Annotated in this window: 19 protein-coding genes, 1 tRNA gene and 1 pseudogene; 14 read left to right on the top strand and 7 right to left on the bottom strand. The window is 44.6% G+C overall.

Going from position 1 to position 20,552, the window contains the following annotated elements; translation table 11 throughout:
- Positions 1-15: 15 nt before the first annotated feature.
- A complete protein-coding gene (locus tag R7H07_RS22655) occupies positions 16-321 on the bottom strand; it encodes a PTS sugar transporter subunit IIB (protein WP_065274866.1) in 306 nt (101 codons plus the stop codon).
- 247 nt (positions 322-568) lie between these two features.
- Between R7H07_RS22655 and R7H07_RS22650 the strand changes: the two genes are divergently transcribed.
- Positions 569-1,852 carry a carbohydrate-binding protein gene (locus R7H07_RS22650; protein ID WP_206959948.1) on the top strand — a complete coding sequence of 428 codons (1,284 nt, stop codon included), beginning with the start codon at positions 569-571 and terminating at the stop codon, positions 1,850-1,852.
- A 246-nt stretch (positions 1,853-2,098) separates the two neighbouring features.
- Here the strand turns inward: R7H07_RS22650 and R7H07_RS22645 are convergent.
- Positions 2,099-2,183, bottom strand: a tRNA-Leu gene (locus R7H07_RS22645).
- A 190-nt stretch (positions 2,184-2,373) separates the two neighbouring features.
- Positions 2,374-3,039: an SDR family NAD(P)-dependent oxidoreductase gene (locus tag R7H07_RS22640; RefSeq protein ID WP_033906213.1), complete on the bottom strand. Its 666-nt coding sequence runs from the start codon at positions 3,037-3,039 to the stop codon at positions 2,374-2,376.
- 227 nt (positions 3,040-3,266) lie between these two features.
- Between R7H07_RS22640 and R7H07_RS22635 the strand changes: the two genes are divergently transcribed.
- Both R7H07_RS22635 and R7H07_RS22630 read left to right on the top strand, forming a co-directional pair.
- Positions 3,267-4,535, top strand: coding sequence for a DUF2254 domain-containing protein (locus R7H07_RS22635; RefSeq protein WP_017636178.1), 1,269 nt, complete (start codon positions 3,267-3,269; stop codon positions 4,533-4,535).
- Positions 4,536-4,719: 184 nt separating this feature from the next.
- On the top strand, positions 4,720-5,199 hold the full coding sequence (locus R7H07_RS22630) for an RDD family protein (protein ID WP_033906212.1): 480 nt from the start codon (positions 4,720-4,722) through the stop codon (positions 5,197-5,199).
- An 87-nt stretch (positions 5,200-5,286) separates the two neighbouring features.
- Here the strand turns inward: R7H07_RS22630 and lptG are convergent, their stop codons facing one another.
- Both lptG and lptF read right to left on the bottom strand, forming a co-directional pair.
- Positions 5,287-6,357, bottom strand: a complete 1,071-nt coding sequence (gene lptG / locus R7H07_RS22625; protein WP_033906211.1) for an LPS export ABC transporter permease LptG — start codon at positions 6,355-6,357, stop codon at positions 5,287-5,289.
- Positions 6,358-6,360: 3 nt separating this feature from the next.
- On the bottom strand, positions 6,361-7,461 hold the full coding sequence (lptF, locus tag R7H07_RS22620; protein WP_005381072.1) for an LPS export ABC transporter permease LptF: 1,101 nt from the start codon (positions 7,459-7,461) through the stop codon (positions 6,361-6,363).
- Positions 7,462-7,661: 200 nt separating this feature from the next.
- Here lptF and pepA point away from each other — a divergent pair, with 200 nt between their 5' ends.
- The 5 genes from pepA to R7H07_RS22595 all read left to right on the top strand — a co-directional run bounded on the left by pepA (position 7,662) and on the right by R7H07_RS22595 (position 14,319).
- Positions 7,662-9,170, top strand: coding sequence for a leucyl aminopeptidase (pepA, locus tag R7H07_RS22615; protein WP_005381073.1), 1,509 nt, complete (start codon positions 7,662-7,664; stop codon positions 9,168-9,170).
- A gap of 115 nt (positions 9,171-9,285) precedes the next feature.
- A complete protein-coding gene (locus tag R7H07_RS22610; protein WP_031777270.1) occupies positions 9,286-9,735 on the top strand; it encodes a DNA polymerase III subunit chi in 450 nt (149 codons plus the stop codon).
- A gap of 96 nt (positions 9,736-9,831) precedes the next feature.
- A complete protein-coding gene (locus R7H07_RS22605; protein WP_206954721.1) occupies positions 9,832-12,690 on the top strand; it encodes a valine--tRNA ligase in 2,859 nt (952 codons plus the stop codon).
- Positions 12,691-12,893: 203 nt separating this feature from the next.
- A complete protein-coding gene (locus R7H07_RS22600; RefSeq protein ID WP_005381078.1) occupies positions 12,894-13,298 on the top strand; it encodes a DUF2061 domain-containing protein in 405 nt (134 codons plus the stop codon).
- 115 nt (positions 13,299-13,413) lie between these two features.
- Positions 13,414-14,319, top strand: coding sequence for a bifunctional helix-turn-helix transcriptional regulator/GNAT family N-acetyltransferase (locus R7H07_RS22595; protein WP_206959936.1), 906 nt, complete (start codon positions 13,414-13,416; stop codon positions 14,317-14,319).
- Between the two features lie 19 nt (positions 14,320-14,338).
- Here the strand turns inward: R7H07_RS22595 and R7H07_RS22590 are convergent, their stop codons facing one another.
- Together R7H07_RS22590 and rraB are read right to left on the bottom strand one after the other, a co-directional pair.
- Positions 14,339-15,139 carry a glycosyl hydrolase 2 galactose-binding domain-containing protein gene (locus R7H07_RS22590; RefSeq protein ID WP_132937227.1) on the bottom strand — a complete coding sequence of 267 codons (801 nt, stop codon included), beginning with the start codon at positions 15,137-15,139 and terminating at the stop codon, positions 14,339-14,341.
- Positions 15,140-15,293: 154 nt separating this feature from the next.
- Positions 15,294-15,707, bottom strand: coding sequence for a ribonuclease E inhibitor RraB (rraB, locus tag R7H07_RS22585; protein WP_005381081.1), 414 nt, complete (start codon positions 15,705-15,707; stop codon positions 15,294-15,296).
- 583 nt (positions 15,708-16,290) lie between these two features.
- Between rraB and arcA the strand changes: the two genes are divergently transcribed.
- The 6 genes and pseudogenes from arcA to R7H07_RS22555 form a co-directional block, all read left to right on the top strand.
- A complete protein-coding gene (gene arcA / locus R7H07_RS22580) occupies positions 16,291-17,511 on the top strand; it encodes an arginine deiminase (RefSeq protein ID WP_206959934.1) in 1,221 nt (406 codons plus the stop codon).
- 156 nt (positions 17,512-17,667) lie between these two features.
- Positions 17,668-18,672 (top strand): ornithine carbamoyltransferase, encoded by a 1,005-nt coding sequence (locus R7H07_RS22575; protein WP_042523477.1) that lies wholly within the window; start codon positions 17,668-17,670, stop codon positions 18,670-18,672.
- A gap of 99 nt (positions 18,673-18,771) precedes the next feature.
- Positions 18,772-18,867 carry a hypothetical protein gene (locus R7H07_RS22570; RefSeq protein WP_005381084.1) on the top strand — a complete coding sequence of 32 codons (96 nt, stop codon included), beginning with the start codon at positions 18,772-18,774 and terminating at the stop codon, positions 18,865-18,867.
- A gap of 86 nt (positions 18,868-18,953) precedes the next feature.
- Positions 18,954-19,883: an aspartate carbamoyltransferase gene (gene pyrB, locus R7H07_RS22565; protein WP_005381085.1), complete on the top strand. Its 930-nt coding sequence runs from the start codon at positions 18,954-18,956 to the stop codon at positions 19,881-19,883.
- A 15-nt stretch (positions 19,884-19,898) separates the two neighbouring features.
- Entirely contained in the window at positions 19,899-20,360 is a 462-nt protein-coding gene (gene pyrI / locus R7H07_RS22560) for an aspartate carbamoyltransferase regulatory subunit (RefSeq protein WP_005381086.1), read from the top strand.
- Between the two features lie 130 nt (positions 20,361-20,490).
- Positions 20,491-20,552: pseudogene (locus tag R7H07_RS22555) on the top strand (reactive intermediate/imine deaminase); the annotation flags it as partial.

Here is a 20,552-nt window from a genome sequence, read left to right as displayed (position 1 = left end):
ATTTAAAACTATGGTTTAGTTAATTAATTCTAATGCTTGCTCTAGTACTTCCTCTCCCTTCATCATTCCATAATGCTGATGAGAAATCGCGTCAATGTTTTTACCATGCTCTTGCGCCGTTTTTCTTAGCTCTTCTAGCTGAAAACGTACTTGAGGCCCGAGAAGACAAACATCGTACTCTTTAATTGCATCTTCAAATGCATTCACTGACATCGCATCAATTTTGCATTCAATTCCTTTATTTTCAGCAGCTTGCTCCATTTTCTTAACAAGCATACTGGTTGACATCCCTGCGCTACAGCATAAAAGGATCTTTTTCATAGCCTTACTCCCGTTGTGTAAATTTCAACCTGCAAAAACTGTAGCAAAAATAACCAAGACAAAAAAGCGCAACCGGTTGCATTATTCGTGAACACAATCCCAATTTAGAAAATACCACCTATTTTTTTGTAATTATTTAGGTCTAGGATAAAAGTTATAAAATAATTTAAAACATCACATTAATTTTCAAATTATCAATATTTTACTACTGACAACGTCGTTATTAATTTCTTAAAAGGAATAGAGAATGAAATTTAATAAGTTGGCTATTGCAACGCTTGTAAGTGCCGCACTATCACAACACTCATTTGCTCAAACCGACTCTAAAGGCACAATTTATCTAACGTTTGATGATGGACCAATCAATGCATCTATTGACGTTATTCAAGTACTTAACCAGGAAGATATCAAAGCGACGTTTTACTTTAATGCTTGGCATTTAGATGGAATTGGTGATGAGAATGAAGACCGTTCCCTAGAAGCCTTAAAGCTCGCATTAGACACTGGTCATATTGTTGCGAACCACAGTTACGATCACATGGTGCACAACTGCGTGGATGAGTTTGGACCGAACAGTGCTGCGGAGTGTAATGCGACCGGGGACCACCAGCTTAACTCGTATCAAGATCCTGTTTACGATGCCTCAATGTTTACGGAAAACTTATCTGTGTTAGCAAAGTATTTGCCGAACATTACAAGCTACCCGAACTACAAGGCAACAGAGTTTGCTAGACTGCCCTACACCAACGGTTGGCGCGTGACGAAAGACTTCAAAGCAGATGGGTTATGTGCCACGTCTGATGACCTGAAACCTTGGGAACCAGGATATGTATGCGATACATCCAACCCATCCAACAGTGTAAAAGCAGCTATCGAGGTTCAAAATATCCTGGCGAATAACGGCTATCAAACTCACGGTTGGGATGTGGACTGGGCACCCGAAAATTGGGGCATTGAAATGCCAGCAAACAGCCTTACAGAAGCAGAAGCATTTCTTGGATATGTGGATTCCGCGTTAAACACTTGTGCACCAACAACGATTAACCCGATCAACTCCAAAGCTCAAGAGTTCCCATGTGGTACACCTTTACACGCCGATAAAGTTATCGTATTAACTCACGAGTTCCTATTTGAAGATGGTAAGCGTGGCATGGGTGCAACGCAAAACCTACCTAAGCTCGCTAAGTTTATACAGTTAGCAAAACAAGCGGGTTATGACTTCGACACAATGGATAACTACACACCGAACTGGCAAGTTGGTCATAACTACGACGCTGGCGATTACGTCTTACACCTAGGTACTGTATACCAGGCTGTAACAAACCATACTGCGCAACAAGATTGGGCACCGTCTCCAACCTCTAGCCTTTGGATAAATGCAGACCCAGCCACTAACTGGACTCAGAATGTTTCCTATAAACAAGGTGATGTGGTGACTTATCAAGGTTTGCGTTATCTAGTTGATGTACCGCACGTGTCCCAAGCAGACTGGACTCCGAACACTCAAAATACCTTGTTCACAGCTCTATAGGCTGTTCCTACTATCACCATGTAGTAGTTTGCGCGAGGCATACCCCTCGCGCTTTTTTGTTTTGAAGATCCAGATACAACAAAGCCCCGACTTTCATCGAGGCTCTGTCTTAAAATATGGTACCGGTGGACGGAGTTGATTGGACTGGCATTCCTGCCGCCACCGCGAAGGCAACGCTAACTTCCTTTTGATATTTTCAAACACCTAAAACGACGAAAGGCCGCTATAAAAGCGACCTTTCTAATATGGTACCGGTGGGCGGACTTGAACCGCCACGCCCGAAGGCAACGGATTTTGAATCCGTCGTGTATACCAATTTCACCACACCGGCATCTTTGGGCTATTGCCCTTTGATGGTTGGCATTATACGTAAGCTTTTGACCTGCGCAAGCAGAAATACCTTAAATAACTATCGTTTGCTGATAATTTCGCCACAAAGTGTGACAAAGCTGTACTCATAAGAAACGTACGCTCCATTTTCTACTACTCTTCCAGATGAAAGTGAGTATACGAAACTCTTTTTAAATTCTATTCACTGTAATATCAGAAACATAACCATTCCCAATGCTCGACAACGCATTATGGAGCATCTCTGCGGCATCTTCTGCTTGCATGAAGTGACTCGTGTCCATCGTATTGCCGCTTGTTTTCCAGAATTCCGTATCCATTCCACCAGGATAAACCGCGATAATTTTCATAGGTTTTCCTTTTAGCTCCAAACGAACCGACTCAATTAATCCTTTGACGGCCCATTTCACTGCACAATACGTAGACTCTTGCGCTTTAGGTTGTTGCGCGGCTGTGGACATGATCATGACCACTTTTATTGGATGATCTTTGTAACGCTTTACTAACTCTCTTAACACATGAATCGCAGAATTCAGGTTGTTATCAATCAACTTTTGAATCTCTTCCGGCTCCTGCTCTTCCAGTAAGCCAAAATAACCACTTCCTGCACTATGAATGACCATTTCAGGAGGCTGTTTCATCCCATCAAAGAGCTGTTTCACACCTTGATGTAATGAGAGGTTGCAAGCTTGATAGCCGACGTTATGAGAGAGTTGTTTTGCTAGTGCGGATAGTTTTTCTGTATTTCTTCCTATTACATACGTCTCTTTGCCTTCCGCATCATAACGCTTTGCTAGTTCCGCCCCTAAGCCGCTACTTGCACCTGTAATTACAATCATGCGCTACCTCTTTTCAATCACATACTTTTAATTCATCTATCAATTAAGGTAACAGAATCGTGGTAATTCACACCTCAAGAGCACCATTCTTTGAAGCAAGCAGCTTTCTTACTTTCGTGATGCATGAAATATCAAGCAGAACGACGGGCATTTAACCTATGCTTAAGCAAGAATAACTTTCTGAATTTTCTATCGACTTTCTAGTGAGAACTGAATAGGAGCAAAGAATGACTGGGTCAAAATGGCAGTGGTTACTGAAACAGATGACACGAAAACTGTGGGTCCGGACGTCACTCTACGCATTACTAGCTGTTGCTACCGCCTTAATGTCGATTGTTTTAAACCAGTTCATTACTCTGCCCCCTGCCATCAACGTCAGCAAGGATTTGTTGAACAACATATTAAATATCCTCGCAACCTCCATGCTTGCAGTGACTACATTCTCTCTCAATATTATGGTCTCAGCATACAGTGCCGCTAGTGCGGGGGTAACGCCACGAGCGACAAAACTGTTGATGGAAGACAGCACAACACAAAATGCCTTAGCAACCTTTCTTGGCTCTTTTCTATTTAGTTTGGTAGGAATTATCGCGCTAGGTATTGGGGCCTATCATCAACAAGCACAAATTTATCTGTTCATCGTAACTATCGCCGTAATCGTGATGATCATACTCACTCTGCTACGTTGGATTCAGCACCTTTCCGTACTAGGAAGGGTCAGTGAAACCACTTCATACGTGGAGCAAGCCTTGTTAGATGCGATAAGAAAACGGGGCAAAGAGCGTTGGCTAGGTGCTCACCCGTGGAGCCACCCAGAACATAAACCCAGAGGAAGTAAACCTATTTTGAGCCAAGAAATTGGCTACTTACAGCATGTTGATATGCATCATCTCGATAGTATTGCTGAAGCAAACCAATGCACCATCTACCTTGAGCGACAACCGGGAAGTTTTGTGTACGTAGGTCAACCATTGGCTTGGGTTTGTGGAGAATTGCCAGACGAAAGCGAAGTAACGGCAGCCTTCACGATTCGAACGGAGCGTTCATATGATCAGGACCCTCGCTTTGGTTTAGTCGTTATGGCGGAAATCGCCTCACGAGCACTATCTCCGGCTGTAAATGATAATGGCACCGCAATTGACGTTCTTGGGCGTTCTGTACGAGCACTTTCATTATGGGGAGACCTACTCAGTGAGCCTCCTACCAAAACTCGATATCCTAGACTATTTGTGCCCGCATTGAGCTGCCAGGATTTGTTTGATGATGTCTTTTTGCCGATAGCACACGATGGTGCAGCGCAACTCCAAATACAGATTCGCCTACAAAAGGCCTTGCTAGCTCTCTCTAGTATGCACCCTAAGTTATTTTTGTCACCAGCAATCAAGCTGTCAGAAAAAGCTTTAGAGCTTTCGTTAAGCCAACATTATACCGAAGATGAGAAACACCAACTCTCTCAGCTATCTAATCTGGTCACAGACCAAAGAGCCAATGGTTAAGAGAGTCGAATTCAGTTGAAACATATTGCTGCACGGCCTCGTGTATCATGACATGTGCTGATAACGTAGGGCAGAAAAGTCACTTAGTTTATACACAATTAAAGACTCTGTGCGTTAGGTCTCTTTTCTCTTGGTGAGGGAATCTATATTCTGACGCACAATTTTTAAGGTAAGTGATGGAATAATGGCAACGTCTACAACTCTTCCACCTGCTGGTCTCTTTCGTCGACTTGCAGCGTTGATTTACGACACATTGATTATTATCGCAATTGAAATGATGGCCGCTGGTATTGTTATGGCCGTTGTGTTTGCACTAAATGCAGCAGGATTGTTGAGCTATGGCGAGTACGCAGATGCCGCAGATATGCTCGGAAAGCACCCTGTATTGAGCCCTCTATTTACACTTTATCTTGCGGGTGTGTGGATATATTTCTTTGTGTTCTTCTGGACGCGAGCAGGACAAACTCTTGGGATGCGCGCTTGGAAGCTTCGAGTTCGCAATGCCAAAGACGGTGCACCAATTACGGTAACTCAAGCTCTGATTCGTATTTCGACATCTGGCTTTGGCTTGGCAAATCTGACTGTACCGATTGATCCGAAGAAACGTGGTTTCCACGACATTTGGGCCAAAACAGAGGTAGTTGTATTACCCAAGGCAAACTAACTTGTCTAGGAACACAAAAAAGGAAGGCGTAATGCCTTCCTTTTACATTTGGTTCGGTAAAACTTGGTTTATTCGATGATGCTTCAGTCATAGCTTTCTTCGTAGCAATGCAATCGCAATAGCTAAGAACACCAAACTCGGGGCCAAAGCACCAAACACTGGGGATATGCCATACACCAAGCTTAATGGGCCAAAGAACTCACTGGATATGTAAAAAGTAAACCCGGCAACCACGCCCGACAATACCCTTGCCCCCATGGTCACGCTTCTGAGTGGACCGAAAACAAAAGATAGCGCCATTAACATCATCACAGCAATTGAAAGCGGCTGAGTCAACTTACGCCAAAACGCCAACTCATAGCGAGATGCATCTTGTTCCGATGCTTTTAGGTAAGTCACATAATCATACAAACCGCTCAGCGACAGTTCTTCTGGCTTCACGGTCACCACAGCTAACTTATCTGGTGCCAAAGAGGTGTGCCACTCCATCTGTTCGATGTCTTGCTTTGAAATTACGTTTTCATTTTCCATGTCCGTAATTTGTACGTAGCGCATCAGCCAGTTGTTATCTTGTTGGTAGTCGACTTCTTCGGCGAAAATAACTTTTTGTAGATTCTTATCATCATCAAAACGCCACATATTTAAAGCATGAAGCTTGTCGTCTTCGACTTTACCTATAAAGATAAAGTCGTTTGCGTCACGAGCCCACACACCTGAGCGCACAGACACAATGCTACCACCTGATATCGCAAACGCACGTAAGTCACGGGCCATCTTCTGGGCCTCAGGAGCGCCCCATTGACCTAACGCCATAACGACAATCATGAGCGGGACGGCCGTTTTTAGTACCGATAACCCGATATCCAGCTTAGAGAAACCAGCAGCTTGCATCACCACCAGCTCAGAGCTTGAAGCCAACATACCTAAGCCGATCAGGGCACCGAGTAATGCCGCCATTGGAAAGAACATTTCGATATCACGCGGCACACTGAGTAACACAAAGTACAACGCATGAGTGAGGTCGTACACACCTCGCCCTACTTTACGTAGCTGTTCTACATATTTGATGATGCCCGATAAGCCAACAAACGTCGCTAAAACCAAGGCAGTGGTAGAGATGATGGTTCTACCGATGTAAAGGTCTAAGATTTTGAACACAGCTTACGCGAGCCTCTTCTTGCGGAATTTGTCTTTTATTCGTCTAGCAGCAACGCTGTCCATCATATTCGCCATGATAGCAACAATCAGCAACATCGCATTGATTGGCCACATACCAATAGCAGCCGGGATGTCACCATCTTCTAATGCAGATTTGGTTGCACTGATCGCCAAGAAATACGCTAGATAGATCAGAATCGCAGGCCCCATTTTGGCAAACCGTCCCTGACGCGGATTCACCGCAGACAAAGGAATAACGAGCATTGTTAAGAGTGGAATACACACAAATAACGAAATTCGCCATTGTAGCTCCGCTTGCGCCTCTGGATCTGGGTGACCTATCAAGTCAACCGTTGGGTATGCTTCCCAGTCTCGCCCTTTCTTTTTGACCTCACGTTGGCCGATAACACCTTCGTATTCATCGAATTTCGTGATCATATATTCAACGCGAGTAGGCACACCTTCATAACGCGTACCTTCTTTCATAGTGATGATCTGACGACCGTCCGAAAGCTCTTTTACTTCACCAGAAGATGAGAACATCACACTCGGTAACACTGAATCTCGAGGGCGCATCTGCGCAACAAAAACGTTGCTCAAGGTATTGTCTTTAATGTCATCGATGAACACAACCGATGAACCGTCTGGTGTACCTTGGAACTGACCTTTTTTAAGTAGGTCAACGCTGTTTTCTGACGCTACCTGCTCATAAAGCTGCTCAACGCGGTCTTGAGACCACGGCGATAGCCACAACGCATTGAAAGCCGCCACCGCTGAAGTAATCAACGCTAGGTATAAGGCCGCTTGAACCAAGAATTTATTACCAATACCTGTCGCGTTCATTACGACAATTTCGCTCTCTGCATACAGACGACCAAATGTGATCAATATGCCGATATACAGACTTAAAGGCAGCATTAACAGACCCATTGCTGGCATGTTCAAACCAACAATCGAGAAAATCAATCCAGCAGGAATATCCCCATCAGAAGCATCAGCAAGAACACTTATGAATTTCTGGCTTACAAACACCAAAAAAAGTACGAAAAAAATCGCAAATTGGCTCTTGAGTGTTTCGCGGATCAAATATCTAACAATAATCACGCTGAAATTACCTATACAAAACTTGTTTTTTTGGTCGAATCACTATAGTTTCCCGTTGAACCATTTATTTTTTTAAAAATTATAAACTAGATGTTAGTCGCTTAATCAGCTCTGCATGTAAGCCTGGAGCTAAAATTCAACAAGTAAGCGATCATTATCTAACATTTAGAGCAATTTGTCTTCAGGATGTAGGAGTACGCATGGAGTTCAGTGTAAAAAGTGGCAGTCCAGAGAAACAACGTAGCGCATGTATCGTTGTTGGTGTGTTTGAACCACGTCGCCTTTCTCCAGTAGCCGAACAACTTGATAAAATCAGTGACGGTTACATCAGTTCACTACTTCGCCGTGGTGATCTAGAGGGTAAACCTGGTCAGATGCTGCTACTGCATCAAGTACCAGGTGTTTTGTCAGAGCGCGTTTTACTTGTCGGTTGCGGCAAAGAGCGTGAACTTGGCGAGCGCCAGTACAAGGAAATCATTCAAAAGACGATCAGCACACTTAACGAGACAGGCTCAATGGAAGCGGTATGTTTCCTAACTGAACTGCATGTTAAGGGTCGTGATACATACTGGAAAGTGCGCCAGGCTGTAGAAGCGACTAAAGATGGTCTATACACATTTAATCAATTCAAGAGCGTGAAACCTGAGACTCGCCGCCCACTGCGCAAGCTTGTTTTCAACGTACCAACGCGTCGTGAATTGAACTTGGGTGAAAAAGCAATCACTCATGGTCTTGCTATCGCATCAGGTGTCAAAGCCTCAAAAGACCTTGGCAACATGCCGCCAAACGTAGCTAATCCAGCTTACCTTGCTTCTCAAGCTCGTCGTCTAGCGGACGACTACGAAACCGTAACCACCAAAATTATTGGTGAGCAAGAGATGGAAAAACTGGGTATGACCTCTTACCTAGCAGTAGGCCGTGGTTCTAAAAACGAATCTATGATGTCTATCATCGAGTACAAAGGTAACCCTGACTCAGATGCAAAACCGATTGTGCTCGTAGGTAAAGGTCTAACCTTCGACTCAGGCGGTATCTCTCTAAAGCCGGGCGAAGGTATGGATGAGATGAAGTACGACATGTGTGGTGCGGCATCGGTATTCGGTACAATGAAAGCGCTGGCGAAGCTAAACCTACCAATCAACGTTATTGGTGTTCTAGCGGGTTGTGAAAACATGCCTGGCAGCAACGCTTACCGTCCAGGTGACATCCTAACGACCATGTCTGGTCAAACTGTAGAAGTTCTGAACACGGATGCTGAAGGCCGTCTTGTTCTTTGTGACGCACTGACTTACGTAGAGCGTTTCGAACCAGACTGCGTGGTTGACGTTGCAACGCTAACTGGTGCTTGTGTTATCGCACTAGGCCACCATATCAGCGGCGTAATCTCTAACCACAACCCTCTTTCTCATGAGCTAGTAAACGCTTCTGAGCAAGCGAGTGACCGTGCATGGCGTCTACCAATGGCAGACGAGTACCACGAACAGTTGAAAAGCCCGTTTGCGGATATGGCAAACATTGGTGGTCGCCCTGGTGGCACAATTACTGCGGGTTGCTTCTTATCTAAGTTCGCGAAGAAGTACAACTGGGCACACGTCGATATCGCAGGTACCGCGTGGAAATCAGGCGCAGCGAAAGGCTCAACGGGCCGTCCTGTCTCAATGCTTGTCCAATTCCTTTTGAACCGCAGCGGCCAAGAGACAGAAGAGTAATTTCTGAACAACATCTAAAAGGGCCGCAAGGCCCTTTTTTATTATCCTAATTTTCTAAAATGAAAGTGGGACTTAAGATGGTCTTAGGAAGAGACCCAAGGCAAGTGAGAGAATGATGCAAACTGCAACCTTCTACATCATTAACGAAGAGAGCCCGCAAGCAACGGTGGCTGGCTTTGAAGAATACATCGTGTTTTTGGCTCAGCACTTTGCTCGCCAAGGCGCTAAAGTGTATTTAAACTGCCAAGACAAACCACACGCCGAGCAGCTCGCTGAAGCCTTTTGGCAAGTTGATGCAGACAAGTTCATGGCACATAACCTCGTAGGCGAGGGACCGAAATACGCCACCAACATTGAAATCGGCCATGAAGGTGTAAAACCTAATTGGAACCGTCAGCTGGTAATTAATTTGGCGGAAAATGAGACAACCTTTGCGAACAAGTTTGCTCAAGTGGTAGACTTCGTGCCCTGCGAAGAAAAAGCTAAACAACTCGCAAGAGAAAGATATAAAATTTACCGTCAAGCAGGTTACCAGCTGCAAACGATCGAAATTCAATATCCTTAACGGTCAATCCTTATAGTTAAGGCGATCTTGTTAAGATCCCTCACTTATAAAGATTGACTAAGATTCAACCATCAACGTATCCATTAAAAGAGCGCTATGGAAAAGACATACAACCCAACTTCAATCGAACAAGCTCTGTATCAGACTTGGGAAGAGAAAGGCTACTTTAAGCCACACGGTGACACTACTAAAGAATCATACAGCATCATGATCCCGCCACCGAACGTCACTGGTAGCCTACACATGGGCCACGCGTTCCAAGATACGATCATGGATACGCTTATCCGTTGTGAACGTATGAAGGGTAAAAACACCCTTTGGCAAGTAGGTACTGACCACGCTGGTATCGCAACTCAGATGGTTGTTGAGCGTAAGATCGCTGCAGAAGAAGGCAAAACAAAACACGATTACGGTCGTGAAGCTTTCATCGACAAAATCTGGGAATGGAAAGGCGAATCTGGCGGCACTATCACTAAGCAGCTTCGTCGTCTTGGCGCATCTGTAGACTGGGATCGTGAACGCTTCACGATGGACGATGGTCTATCTAACGCCGTTCAAGAAGTGTTCGTACGTCTATACGAAGACGATCTAATCTACCGCGGTAAGCGTCTAGTTAACTGGGATCCAAAGCTACACACCGCGATTTCAGATCTAGAAGTAGAGAACAAAGACACTAAAGGCAACATGTGGCACTTCCGCTACCCACTAGCAGATGGCGCAAAAACAGCGGATGGCAAAGACTACATCGTTGTTGCAACGACTCGTCCAGAGACCGTGCTAGGCGATACAGGTGTTGCAGTTAACCCAGAAGATCCACGTTACAAAGATCTTATCGGTAAAGAAATCATCCTTCCTATCGTTGATCGTCGCATCCCAATCGTGGGCGATGAGCACGCAGATATGGAAAAAGGTACTGGCTGTGTGAAAATCACACCTGCGCACGACTTCAACGACTACGAAGTAGGTAAGCGCCACCAGCTACCAATGATCAACATTCTGACTTTCGACGCGAACATCCGCGACTCAGCAGAAGTATTCAACACTAACGGCGAAGCAAGCGAAGCTTACAGCACTGAACTACCAGCTAAATACCACGGTATGGAGCGTTTTGCCGCTCGTAAAGCTATCGTTGCTGAATTCGACGAGCTAGGTCTACTTGAAGAAGTGAAAGATCACGATCTACAAGTTCCTTACGGCGACCGTGGTGGCGTGGTTATCGAACCAATGCTAACTGACCAATGGTACGTACGTACTGCGCCTCTAGCGAAAACCGCAGTTGAAGCAGTAGAAAACGGCGACATCCAATTCGTTCCTAAGCAATACGAAAACATGTACTTCTCTTGGATGCGTGACGTTCAAGACTGGTGTATCTCTCGTCAGCTATGGTGGGGTCACCGCATCCCAGCTTGGTACGACAACCAAGGTAATGTTTACGTAGGTCGCACTGAAGAAGAAGTTCGTAAGAACAACAACCTAGAGTCTGTCATTGAACTTCACCAAGACGAAGACGTACTGGATACGTGGTTCTCTTCTGCACTATGGACGTTCGGTACTCAAGGTTGGCCAGAGCAAACTGACGATCTGAAAGTATTCCACCCTTCAGACGTTCTAGTAACTGGTTTCGACATCATCTTCTTCTGGGTTGCGCGCATGATCATGATGACCATGCACTTCGTGAAAGACGAAAACGGCAAGCCACAAGTACCATTTAAAACGGTTTACGTTACTGGTCTAATCCGTGACGAAAACGGCGACAAGATGTCTAAGTCGAAAGGTAACGTACTTGACCCAATCGACATGATCGATGGTATCGACCTAGAGTCTCTCGTAGAGAAGCGTTGTGGCAACATGATGCAGCCTCAACTAGCGAAGAAGATCGAGAAGAACACTCGTAAGACGTTTGAAAACGGTATCGAAGCATACGGTACAGACGCACTGCGTTTCACTCTTGCAGCAATGGCATCAACAGGTCGTGATATCAACTGGGATATGAAACGTCTTGAGGGTTACCGTAACTTCTGTAACAAACTATGGAACGCAAGCCGTTACGTAATGATGAACACAGAAGAGCAAGATTGTGGCTTCAACGGTGGTGAGATTGAATATTCACTAGCAGACAAGTGGATTGAGTCTCAGTTTGAACTCGCAGCGAAAGCGTTTAACAACCATATCGACAACTTCCGTCTAGATATGGCTGCGAACACGCTTTACGAATTCATCTGGAACCAATTCTGTGACTGGTACCTAGAGCTAACTAAACCCGTTCTATGGAAAGGTACTGAAGCGCAACAGCGTGGTACTCGCCGTACACTCATCACGGTTCTTGAGAAGACGCTACGTCTAGCTCACCCAGTGATTCCTTACATCACTGAAACTATCTGGCAAAGCATCAAGCCATTAGTTGAAGGTGTAGAAGGCGAGACAATCATGCTGCAAGCACTGCCTCAATTCGACGAAGCAAACTTCAACCAAGAAGCGCTAGACGACATTGAATGGGTGAAAGCGTTCATTACCAGCATCCGTAACCTACGTGCTGAATACGACATCAACCCTGGTAAGCCGCTTGACGTTATGCTGAAAGCAGCAAATGCAGAAGATGCCTCTCGTCTAGAAGCAAGCAAGCAAGTACTGATGTCACTAGCGAAGCTAGAAGCAGTACGCGTGCTTGAAACTGGCGAACAAACTCCTGCATGTGCGACAGCACTGGTTGGTAAGTCTGAGTTGATGATCCCAATGGCAGGTCTGATCGACAAAGATGCTGAGCTTGCTCGTCTAGATGGCGAAATCAAGAAGACTCACGGCGAAATCAAGCGTATCGAAGGCAAACTAGGTAACGAAGGCTTCGTAGCGAAAGCACCTGAAGCAGTTGTTGCTAAAGAGCGTGAGAAGCTTGAAGGCTACAAAGAAACGCTAGCTAAGCTAGAAGAGCAGAAGACAACGATCGCTGCGCTTTAAGCCTCAGTGAAAGAGAAGAATTAGCACTTCTCACTTTTTGGTTCAAAAGGTTGGTCATCATGGCCAACCTTTTTTGTATACATTTCACCAAAACCATCATCAATAGCTTCCCCCTATCACAACAATACTCATTACCCATTAGCATTAATGAGAATTATTATCGATAATAAGCTCATCGAAACAAACACGATTGAGTAATTATCATGAAAAAGACACTAACTTTCGCAGCACTGCATTTTACTATCGCATTTAGTGTCGCTTACGTACTCACAGGCGACATTCTAATTGGTAGTTTAATTGCCATGATTGAGCCTTCAGTGAACACCGTAGCCTTCTACTTTCATGAAAAGGCATGGGCAAAAGTCCCAGCACTTAAAGCTCGTCAGTGGATGACCAAATTAAAAACCGCAAGCTTTGCGACCGTGCACTTCAGCGTCGCTTTTACCGTGGTTTACTTACTAACAGGTGATGCATTTGTCGGCGGCGTAATGGCGATGCTAGAGCCAAGTTTGAACACGGTGGCTTACTACTTCCACGAGAAAGTATGGATGCGTAAATCATCAGAAAAAGCTCCAGCACCGCAGTTTTGTTTACATCACCACGCTTAAATATGGAGGCTCACTACGTCTCCTAACGAGAAAAATGACATTTACCATTGACAAGGTTGCGCACCGCAATTAATTTAATTGCGGTGCGCAACTTTATTTTTAGAGGTAAGTGATAATGAACGCTCGTCAACTTCGACACTACTCCCGTCAAGCCGTCCGATTGCTTGGTATGCTTGATAAACAATGCGGCGATGTCGCTCTCACTCCAGTGCAAGCGCACGCATTGGGTGAAATCCAATTGCAGCCATTGACCATCAATCAGCTGGCACAGCAGCTTAATGTCGACAAGTCCAACGCGAGCCGAACCGTTACTGGTTTGATTAAATTAGGTTTGGTCGAGAGCATCGAAAACCCAAAAGACAAACGTAGTCAACTCGTCGCGATTACAGAGCAAGGCCAACTGGCGTTATCGCAACTGGACCAACAGCAAAACCACTTCTTTGAACAACTGCTTACCCAACTCGATGACAGCGAGCAAGAGCAACTCAAACTTGGTCTAGAGACTTACCTAAAAGGGCTAACAATAGTGTGTCAGTCTGAGGAATACGTTCTTCGACCTCTTACTAAAGCAGACAACCCGCAAGTCGCAGATGTGATTCGTAAAGTCTCTGCTAAATACGGCTTAACCGCAGACAAAGGTTATGGTGTGGCCGATCCAACGCTTGATGATATGTATTCGGTGTACAATCAAAACAGGGCCGCCTATTGGGTCATTGAACATCGCGGAGAGATCGTTGGTGGCGGTGGCTTTGCCCCTTTAGCTGGCGAGCCAAATGTGTGTGAACTACAAAAGATGTACTTCTTACCTCAAACACGAGGACACGGTTTAGCCAAACGCATCGTCGCATTGAGCTTACAATTGGCGAAACAATTTGGGTATCAGCAGTGCTATTTAGAGACAACTGAATGTCTGAGAGAAGCGGTAAGCTTGTATGAAAAGCTAGGCTTTGAGCATCTCGATGCCCCGCTTGGACAAACAGGGCATGATGCATGTGAAGTCGTAATGCTTAAGATGCTGTAATAGATAATATTATTAGATGTTAGAGCACAACATGGGTAACACAAAGCTCCTGGCTCAAGGCAACAGTGAAGTTTTGGTGCTGCCCATCCAACTCAACAGACAACTGGTAGAGATCACTTGGATCAGGATCAGTAAGATCGGCATACTTTGGCGCTTCGATCTGGAATAAAGCGCTCGCATGCTCCGCTCGGACATCAATAGGAATATGGTAAGTCATGCCATTGAACTTAACCGATGCCGATACTAAACCCGGCGCAAAAGTTTGGTAGTACAAATCCACCTTAAACTCACAACCACCACCGTGGTGCCAAATCTGCTCGGTTGCCACGCGGTCTAAACGTACATTGCGAATGAACTGCAGATACGGTTCTTGCCATACCCCTAAGCGCTCATCACTTTTTTTATATTCATGATCGGACAGAGAGCACAGCTCAGGTTTATCTTCATCAAACAGAAGATCCTCTTCTTCCTCTAAGAACAAGATTTCAAAGCGGTTACGCCCCATTTGCATGAACGGGCGAATGTCTTTCTTGTAGACATTTTGAGAACCGTCACAGTCAAACAATGCTACTCCGTTCAAACGCACTTCTGCATGGTAATCCACACCACCCAACACCATTTCTACCGCTGGGAATGCCATCATGGATTCATCCACTTCAATGTCATGCATCAGGTGCCACTCTTGCTGACGAATTGCTTCTTCTGTCATTTCAACTGGCAATACCTGACTCAAAGGAGCAGGGAAAGTAATGTCATCCTGTGGGATAGAAAGGTCCGTCAGTGGAGAGACTTGCCATAAACCGGCGAGTGAGAGTTGCATATACACCTTGAGCTAGATCAATTTTCACGCATTATAGGGAGAAATCCCCTATAAACTCAATGTGAATTATTTATCGCCTCCACATTCGTCAGTTTTTCAAGGTATAAAAAAACCAGCGTTAAACGCTGGTTTTTCCAAAAGTAGTGAGCTTTGATTACTCGTCGTCTTCATCTTCTTCAGGGTAAAGCGCATCTTCGCCTTCGTAGTACGTACCCCAACCGTCATAGATGATGTCGTATTTTTCTGCCAAGTGAATCAATTTTTCAACTTGCGCATCAATCGCTTCTGCATCTAGTGCGGACTCCATAGTCGCATCACAGCAAAGCAACTTGTTACCATCTTCATCTTCAGTTTCTTCTGCTTCAAGAACTTCAAAGCCCATCTTGAATGCTTCAACTACCGCTTTTTCTAGCGTGTCAAAATCTTCTGCAAACAGGTGGTGCTCAATTTCGTATAGCGAATCTGGATCGCTGCCATCTTCTAGCAATGCTGCAATGATATCGCGAGTCTCTTCCTTTTGAATCTCAATTAATTCTTCTACTGATAGATATTCATCTTCGTGAGACATGTTTTGGCTCCAGATTAGTTACTTGATGGAAACACAATACCCGATACTGAGTATGCTGATCCGGTGAAATATGGCATGGATTGCGATGAAAAGCCACAAACAAACATCATACCACTGCGATTCTTATCGGTTATTTGAATCTAAATATTAAACCGACCACACAAAGAAACAAAAAATTAACAAAGAATGGCATTTTTTAATATTCAGAACATCCTAATTGACACTTAATGTGGTTATTTTCTCTTTCTATGCGTGTTTATGATGCTTTCTTGAATACACTCACGTGTAAAACGAAGAAGCATAACGAATAAATTCACTTTAATAATGCATAATTTAGAATAAAAATGCACGTTTTATGCACTGTGCGTGTATTCTTTCTCAACGGGAAAATTAGAATAAAAACGCACGCACTCTAATTTTAGTAAAATAGCATTTATATCTAATAATAAATTTCATAATAATAAAAATAAAAATAAAACACTCACAAAACAAGAAACACCAGAATATAAACAAAGCTTGATAACTTGCATCTTTCTAGGAAGCTTGTCATAACTAATGGTTGGAAAATTTGTAAGGATACAAAATGAGCAAGCTGTACGTTGGATCAGAAGTTGGTCAACTTCGACGAGTTCTATTAAATCGCCCTGAACGCGCCCTAACCCACTTAACTCCGTCAAACTGTCATGAGTTGCTATTTGATGACGTTCTTGCTGTAGAAGCGGCAGGTGAAGAGCACGATGCATTCGCACGTACGCTGCGCGAGCAAGACGTTGAAGTGCTTCTCCTCCACGATTTACTGGTCGAAACCCTCGCCGTTCCAGAAGCAAAACAATGGCTGCTGAACACTCAGATTTCTGACTTTCGCTACGGGCCAACATTTGCGCGAGACCTACGCCAACACTTTTCAGAAATGGATGATGAACATCTTGCCTGCATCTTTTTAGGTGGCTTAGCTTACTCAGAGCTACCGATCTCCTCATCTTCTATGCTGCCAAAAATGAAGCGTCCTCTCGACTTTGTTATTGAGCCACTGCCTAATCACCTCTTTACTCGTGATACCTCATGTTGGGTTTATGGTGGTGTATCGCTCAACCCAATGATGATGCCTGCACGCCAACGTGAAACAAACCACTTACGTGCGATTTATCGTTGGCACCCAATTTTTGCTGGCCAAGATTTTATCAAATACTTCGGTGACGATGATCTGCATTATGATAATGCGAATGTCGAAGGCGGTGATGTGTTGGTTATTGGTAAAGGTGCAGTTCTTATCGGTATGTCTGAGCGTACGACTGCTCAAGGTGTAGAGAACCTTGCAGCGAGCCTATTTAAAGCAGGCCAAGCTACCGAAGTTATTGCAATTGATCTGCCTAAACACCGTTCATGTATGCATTTAGACACTGTGATGACCCATATGGATGTAGATACTTTCTCTGTCTACCCAGAGATCATGCGCAAAGATCTCGACACATGGCGCTTAACACCAAAAGGCAACGGTGAAATGCATGTTGAAGCCTCACATAACTATCTGCACGCGATTGAGTCCGCTCTTGGCTTAGATCAGCTGAAAATCATCACCACGGGTGGTGACAGCTATGAAGCGGAACGCGAACAATGGAATGATGCCAATAACGTTCTAACTGTAAAACCGGGCGTAGTAATTGGTTACGAACGCAATGTATACACCAACGAAAAATACGATAAAGCTGGCATCAAAGTACTGACAGTACCTGGTAACGAGCTTGGTCGTGGTCGCGGTGGCGCTCGCTGTATGAGCTGTCCAATAGAACGAGACGATATATAACTTACTCGTCCCTTTACATTAGGTGAATCAAAACTAAGGTTGATGTGAATACATCAACCTTTTTTAGCTTTAATTGAAAATAATTATTCACAATAAGAGCATTTATATGTTTTAATGAATTCTATTAATCTAATCACATGTACTAAGGGACGAGCTATGGCTTTCAATTTACGTAACCGCAACTTTTTGAAGCTATTGGACTTCTCAACCAAAGAAATCCAGTTTTTGCTCGAACTGTCTGCAGAGCTAAAAAAAGCTAAATATGCAGGAACAGAGCAGAAGAAACTTCAAGGTAAAAACATCGCACTAATCTTTGAGAAATCTTCGACTCGTACCCGATGTGCGTTTGAAGTCGCTGCCTTTGACCAAGGTGCTCAAGTCTCTTACATCGGCCCTTCTGGCTCGCAAATCGGTCATAAGGAATCGATGAAAGACACCGCTCGCGTCCTTGGTCGTATGTATGACGGGATTGAATACCGAGGCTTTGGCCAATCCATTGTTGAAGAGCTTGGTACTTATGCTGGTGTTCCAGTGTGGAATGGTTTAACGGATGAGTTCCACCCAACCCAGATCCTTGCTGACTTCCTGACCATGCAAGAGCACGGCCGTGGTAAACAGCTACATGAAGTAACCTTCGCTTACCTAGGTGATGCGCGCAACAACATGGGTAACTCACTTATGGTGGGCGCAGCGAAAATGGGCATGGATATTCGCCTTGTCGCGCCAAAAGCGTTCTGGCCTGAAGAAGATCTCGTGGCAACTTGTCAAACTATCGCGCAACAAACCGGTGCAAAAATCACGTTAACAGAAAGCGTTGAGGAAGGTGTGAAAGGTTGTGACTTCCTATACACCGACGTTTGGGTGTCTATGGGTGAGTCTGCCGAGGCATGGGATGAACGTGTAGCGTTAATGACACCTTATCAAATCAATATGGACGTGATTAAGCAAACGGGTAATCCACATGTGAAATTCATGCACTGCCTTCCAGCTTTCCACAATGATGAAACCACCGTCGGCAAAGAAGTCGCTGAAAAATACGGTATGAAAGGCCTTGAAGTAACAGAAGAGGTATTTGAATCGGAATACTCCATCGTATTCGACGAAGCTGAAAACCGTATGCATACCATCAAAGCCGTGATGGTTGCGACGCTAGGAAGCTAAACCAGCGCGCAAAAACAGCCGATAAAAACCATGATGTAATCGCTTGCGCTCACGAAAGTTAAGCGTATAATGCTCGGCAATTTGTCTGAGGATTAAGAAATGACCACGCTGATTGCTGACGTAAAAACGCGATTTGCTCTCGCTAAGCGACTACGCTTACGTGGTGTTATTTTCGTTAATTCTATTGAATTTTAAAACCTCCCCATTGGGGAGGTTTTTTTATGTCCAAAATTCCTTTCGGTTATTTGGATGTAGTCATCAATGTTATAGGGAAGAAGATCATGGCGAACTCGCTTTACCAGAAGCACATCATCTCTATTCCAGAGCTTTCACGCGAAGAACTGGAACTTATCGTAGAAACAGCAGGTAGCCTTAAAAAAGCACCTCGACCAGAACTGATTAAAAACAAAGTCGTTGCAAGTTGTTTCTTTGAACCATCAACACGTACACGTTTATCGTTTGAAACAGCGATTCAGCGCATTGGTGGTGACGTGATTGGCTTTGATAATGATGGTAATACCTCTCTGGCGAAGAAAGGCGAAACACTCGCAGATTCAGTACAAGTCATCTCTTCTTACGTCGATGCCTTTGTGATGCGTCATCCACAAGAAGGCGCCGCTCGCTTGGCCTCTGAATTTTCAAATGGCGTGCCAGTGATCAACGCGGGTGACGGTGCAAACCAACACCCAACTCAAACGCTACTCGACCTATACACCATCGCGGAAACACAAGGGCGTCTAGACAACCTGAACGTCGCATTCGTAGGTGATCTAAAATATGGCCGCACAGTGCACTCACTGACTCAAGCCTTAGCAAAGTTTAACAACATCCGCTTCTTCTTTGTTGCACCAGATGCGCTGGCAATGCCAGATTACATCTGCGAAGAACTAGATGAAGCTGGCATTCAATATAGCCTACACACAGACATGGAAAGTGTGATTCCTGAACTGGATATTCTGTACATGACACGCGTACAGAAAGAACGTTTTGACGAATCGGAATACGCACATATTAAGTCGGCTTACATCCTAACAGCGGCACTACTAGAAGGCGCGCGTGAGAACTTGAAAGTGCTGCACCCACTACCACGTGTGGATGAAATCACAACTGATGTTGATAAAACGCCTCATGCTTACTTCTTCCAGCAAGCTCAAAATGGCGTGTATGCTCGCCAAGCACTGCTGGCGCTTGTTCTAAACGAAACACTGTAATCGAGGGGAAAAATCATGGCTAAAGAAACTCAATTGCAGGTAGAAGCAATCAAAAATGGTACGGTCATCGACCACATCCCTGCGCAAATCGGCATCAAAGTATTAAGACTGTTCGATATGCACAATTCATCACAACGCGTAACGATTGGACTGAACTTGCCATCATCAGCACTCGGTCATAAAGATCTACTCAAAATCGAAAATGTGTTTATCAATGAAGAGCAAGCTAGCAAGCTAGCGTTGTATGCTCCTCACGCGACCGTGAATCAAATCGAGAATTATGAAGTGGTGAAAAAGCTCGCGTTAGAGCTTCCTGAGCGCATCAATGATGTATTTGAATGCCCGAATTCAAACTGTATTTCTCATAATGAACCAGTAGAAAGCAGCTTTAGCGTGTTCGAGAAGAAACAAGAAATCCGCCTAAAGTGTAAATACTGCGAGAAAGTGTTCTCACGCGAGATCGTAACCGAGCGATAAACACGCCGCACGACTAGGCTGTGATACGTTTAAAATACCCTGCAATGTCAGGGTATTTTGCTCTTTACCTACCGAGGGTTTAGAGGCAAACTGAGAATCTTTATTCCCTACAACTGATGGAAAAAATCAAATGACGAAAGTACTTCACACTGAGTCTGCACCAGCAGCAATCGGTCCTTACGTTCAAGGCGT

Source organism: Vibrio sp. Vb1127 (assembly GCF_033338735.1).
GTDB classification, from domain to species: domain Bacteria; phylum Pseudomonadota; class Gammaproteobacteria; order Enterobacterales; family Vibrionaceae; genus Vibrio; species Vibrio alginolyticus.
This window is presented reverse-complemented; position numbering and strand designations above follow the sequence as displayed.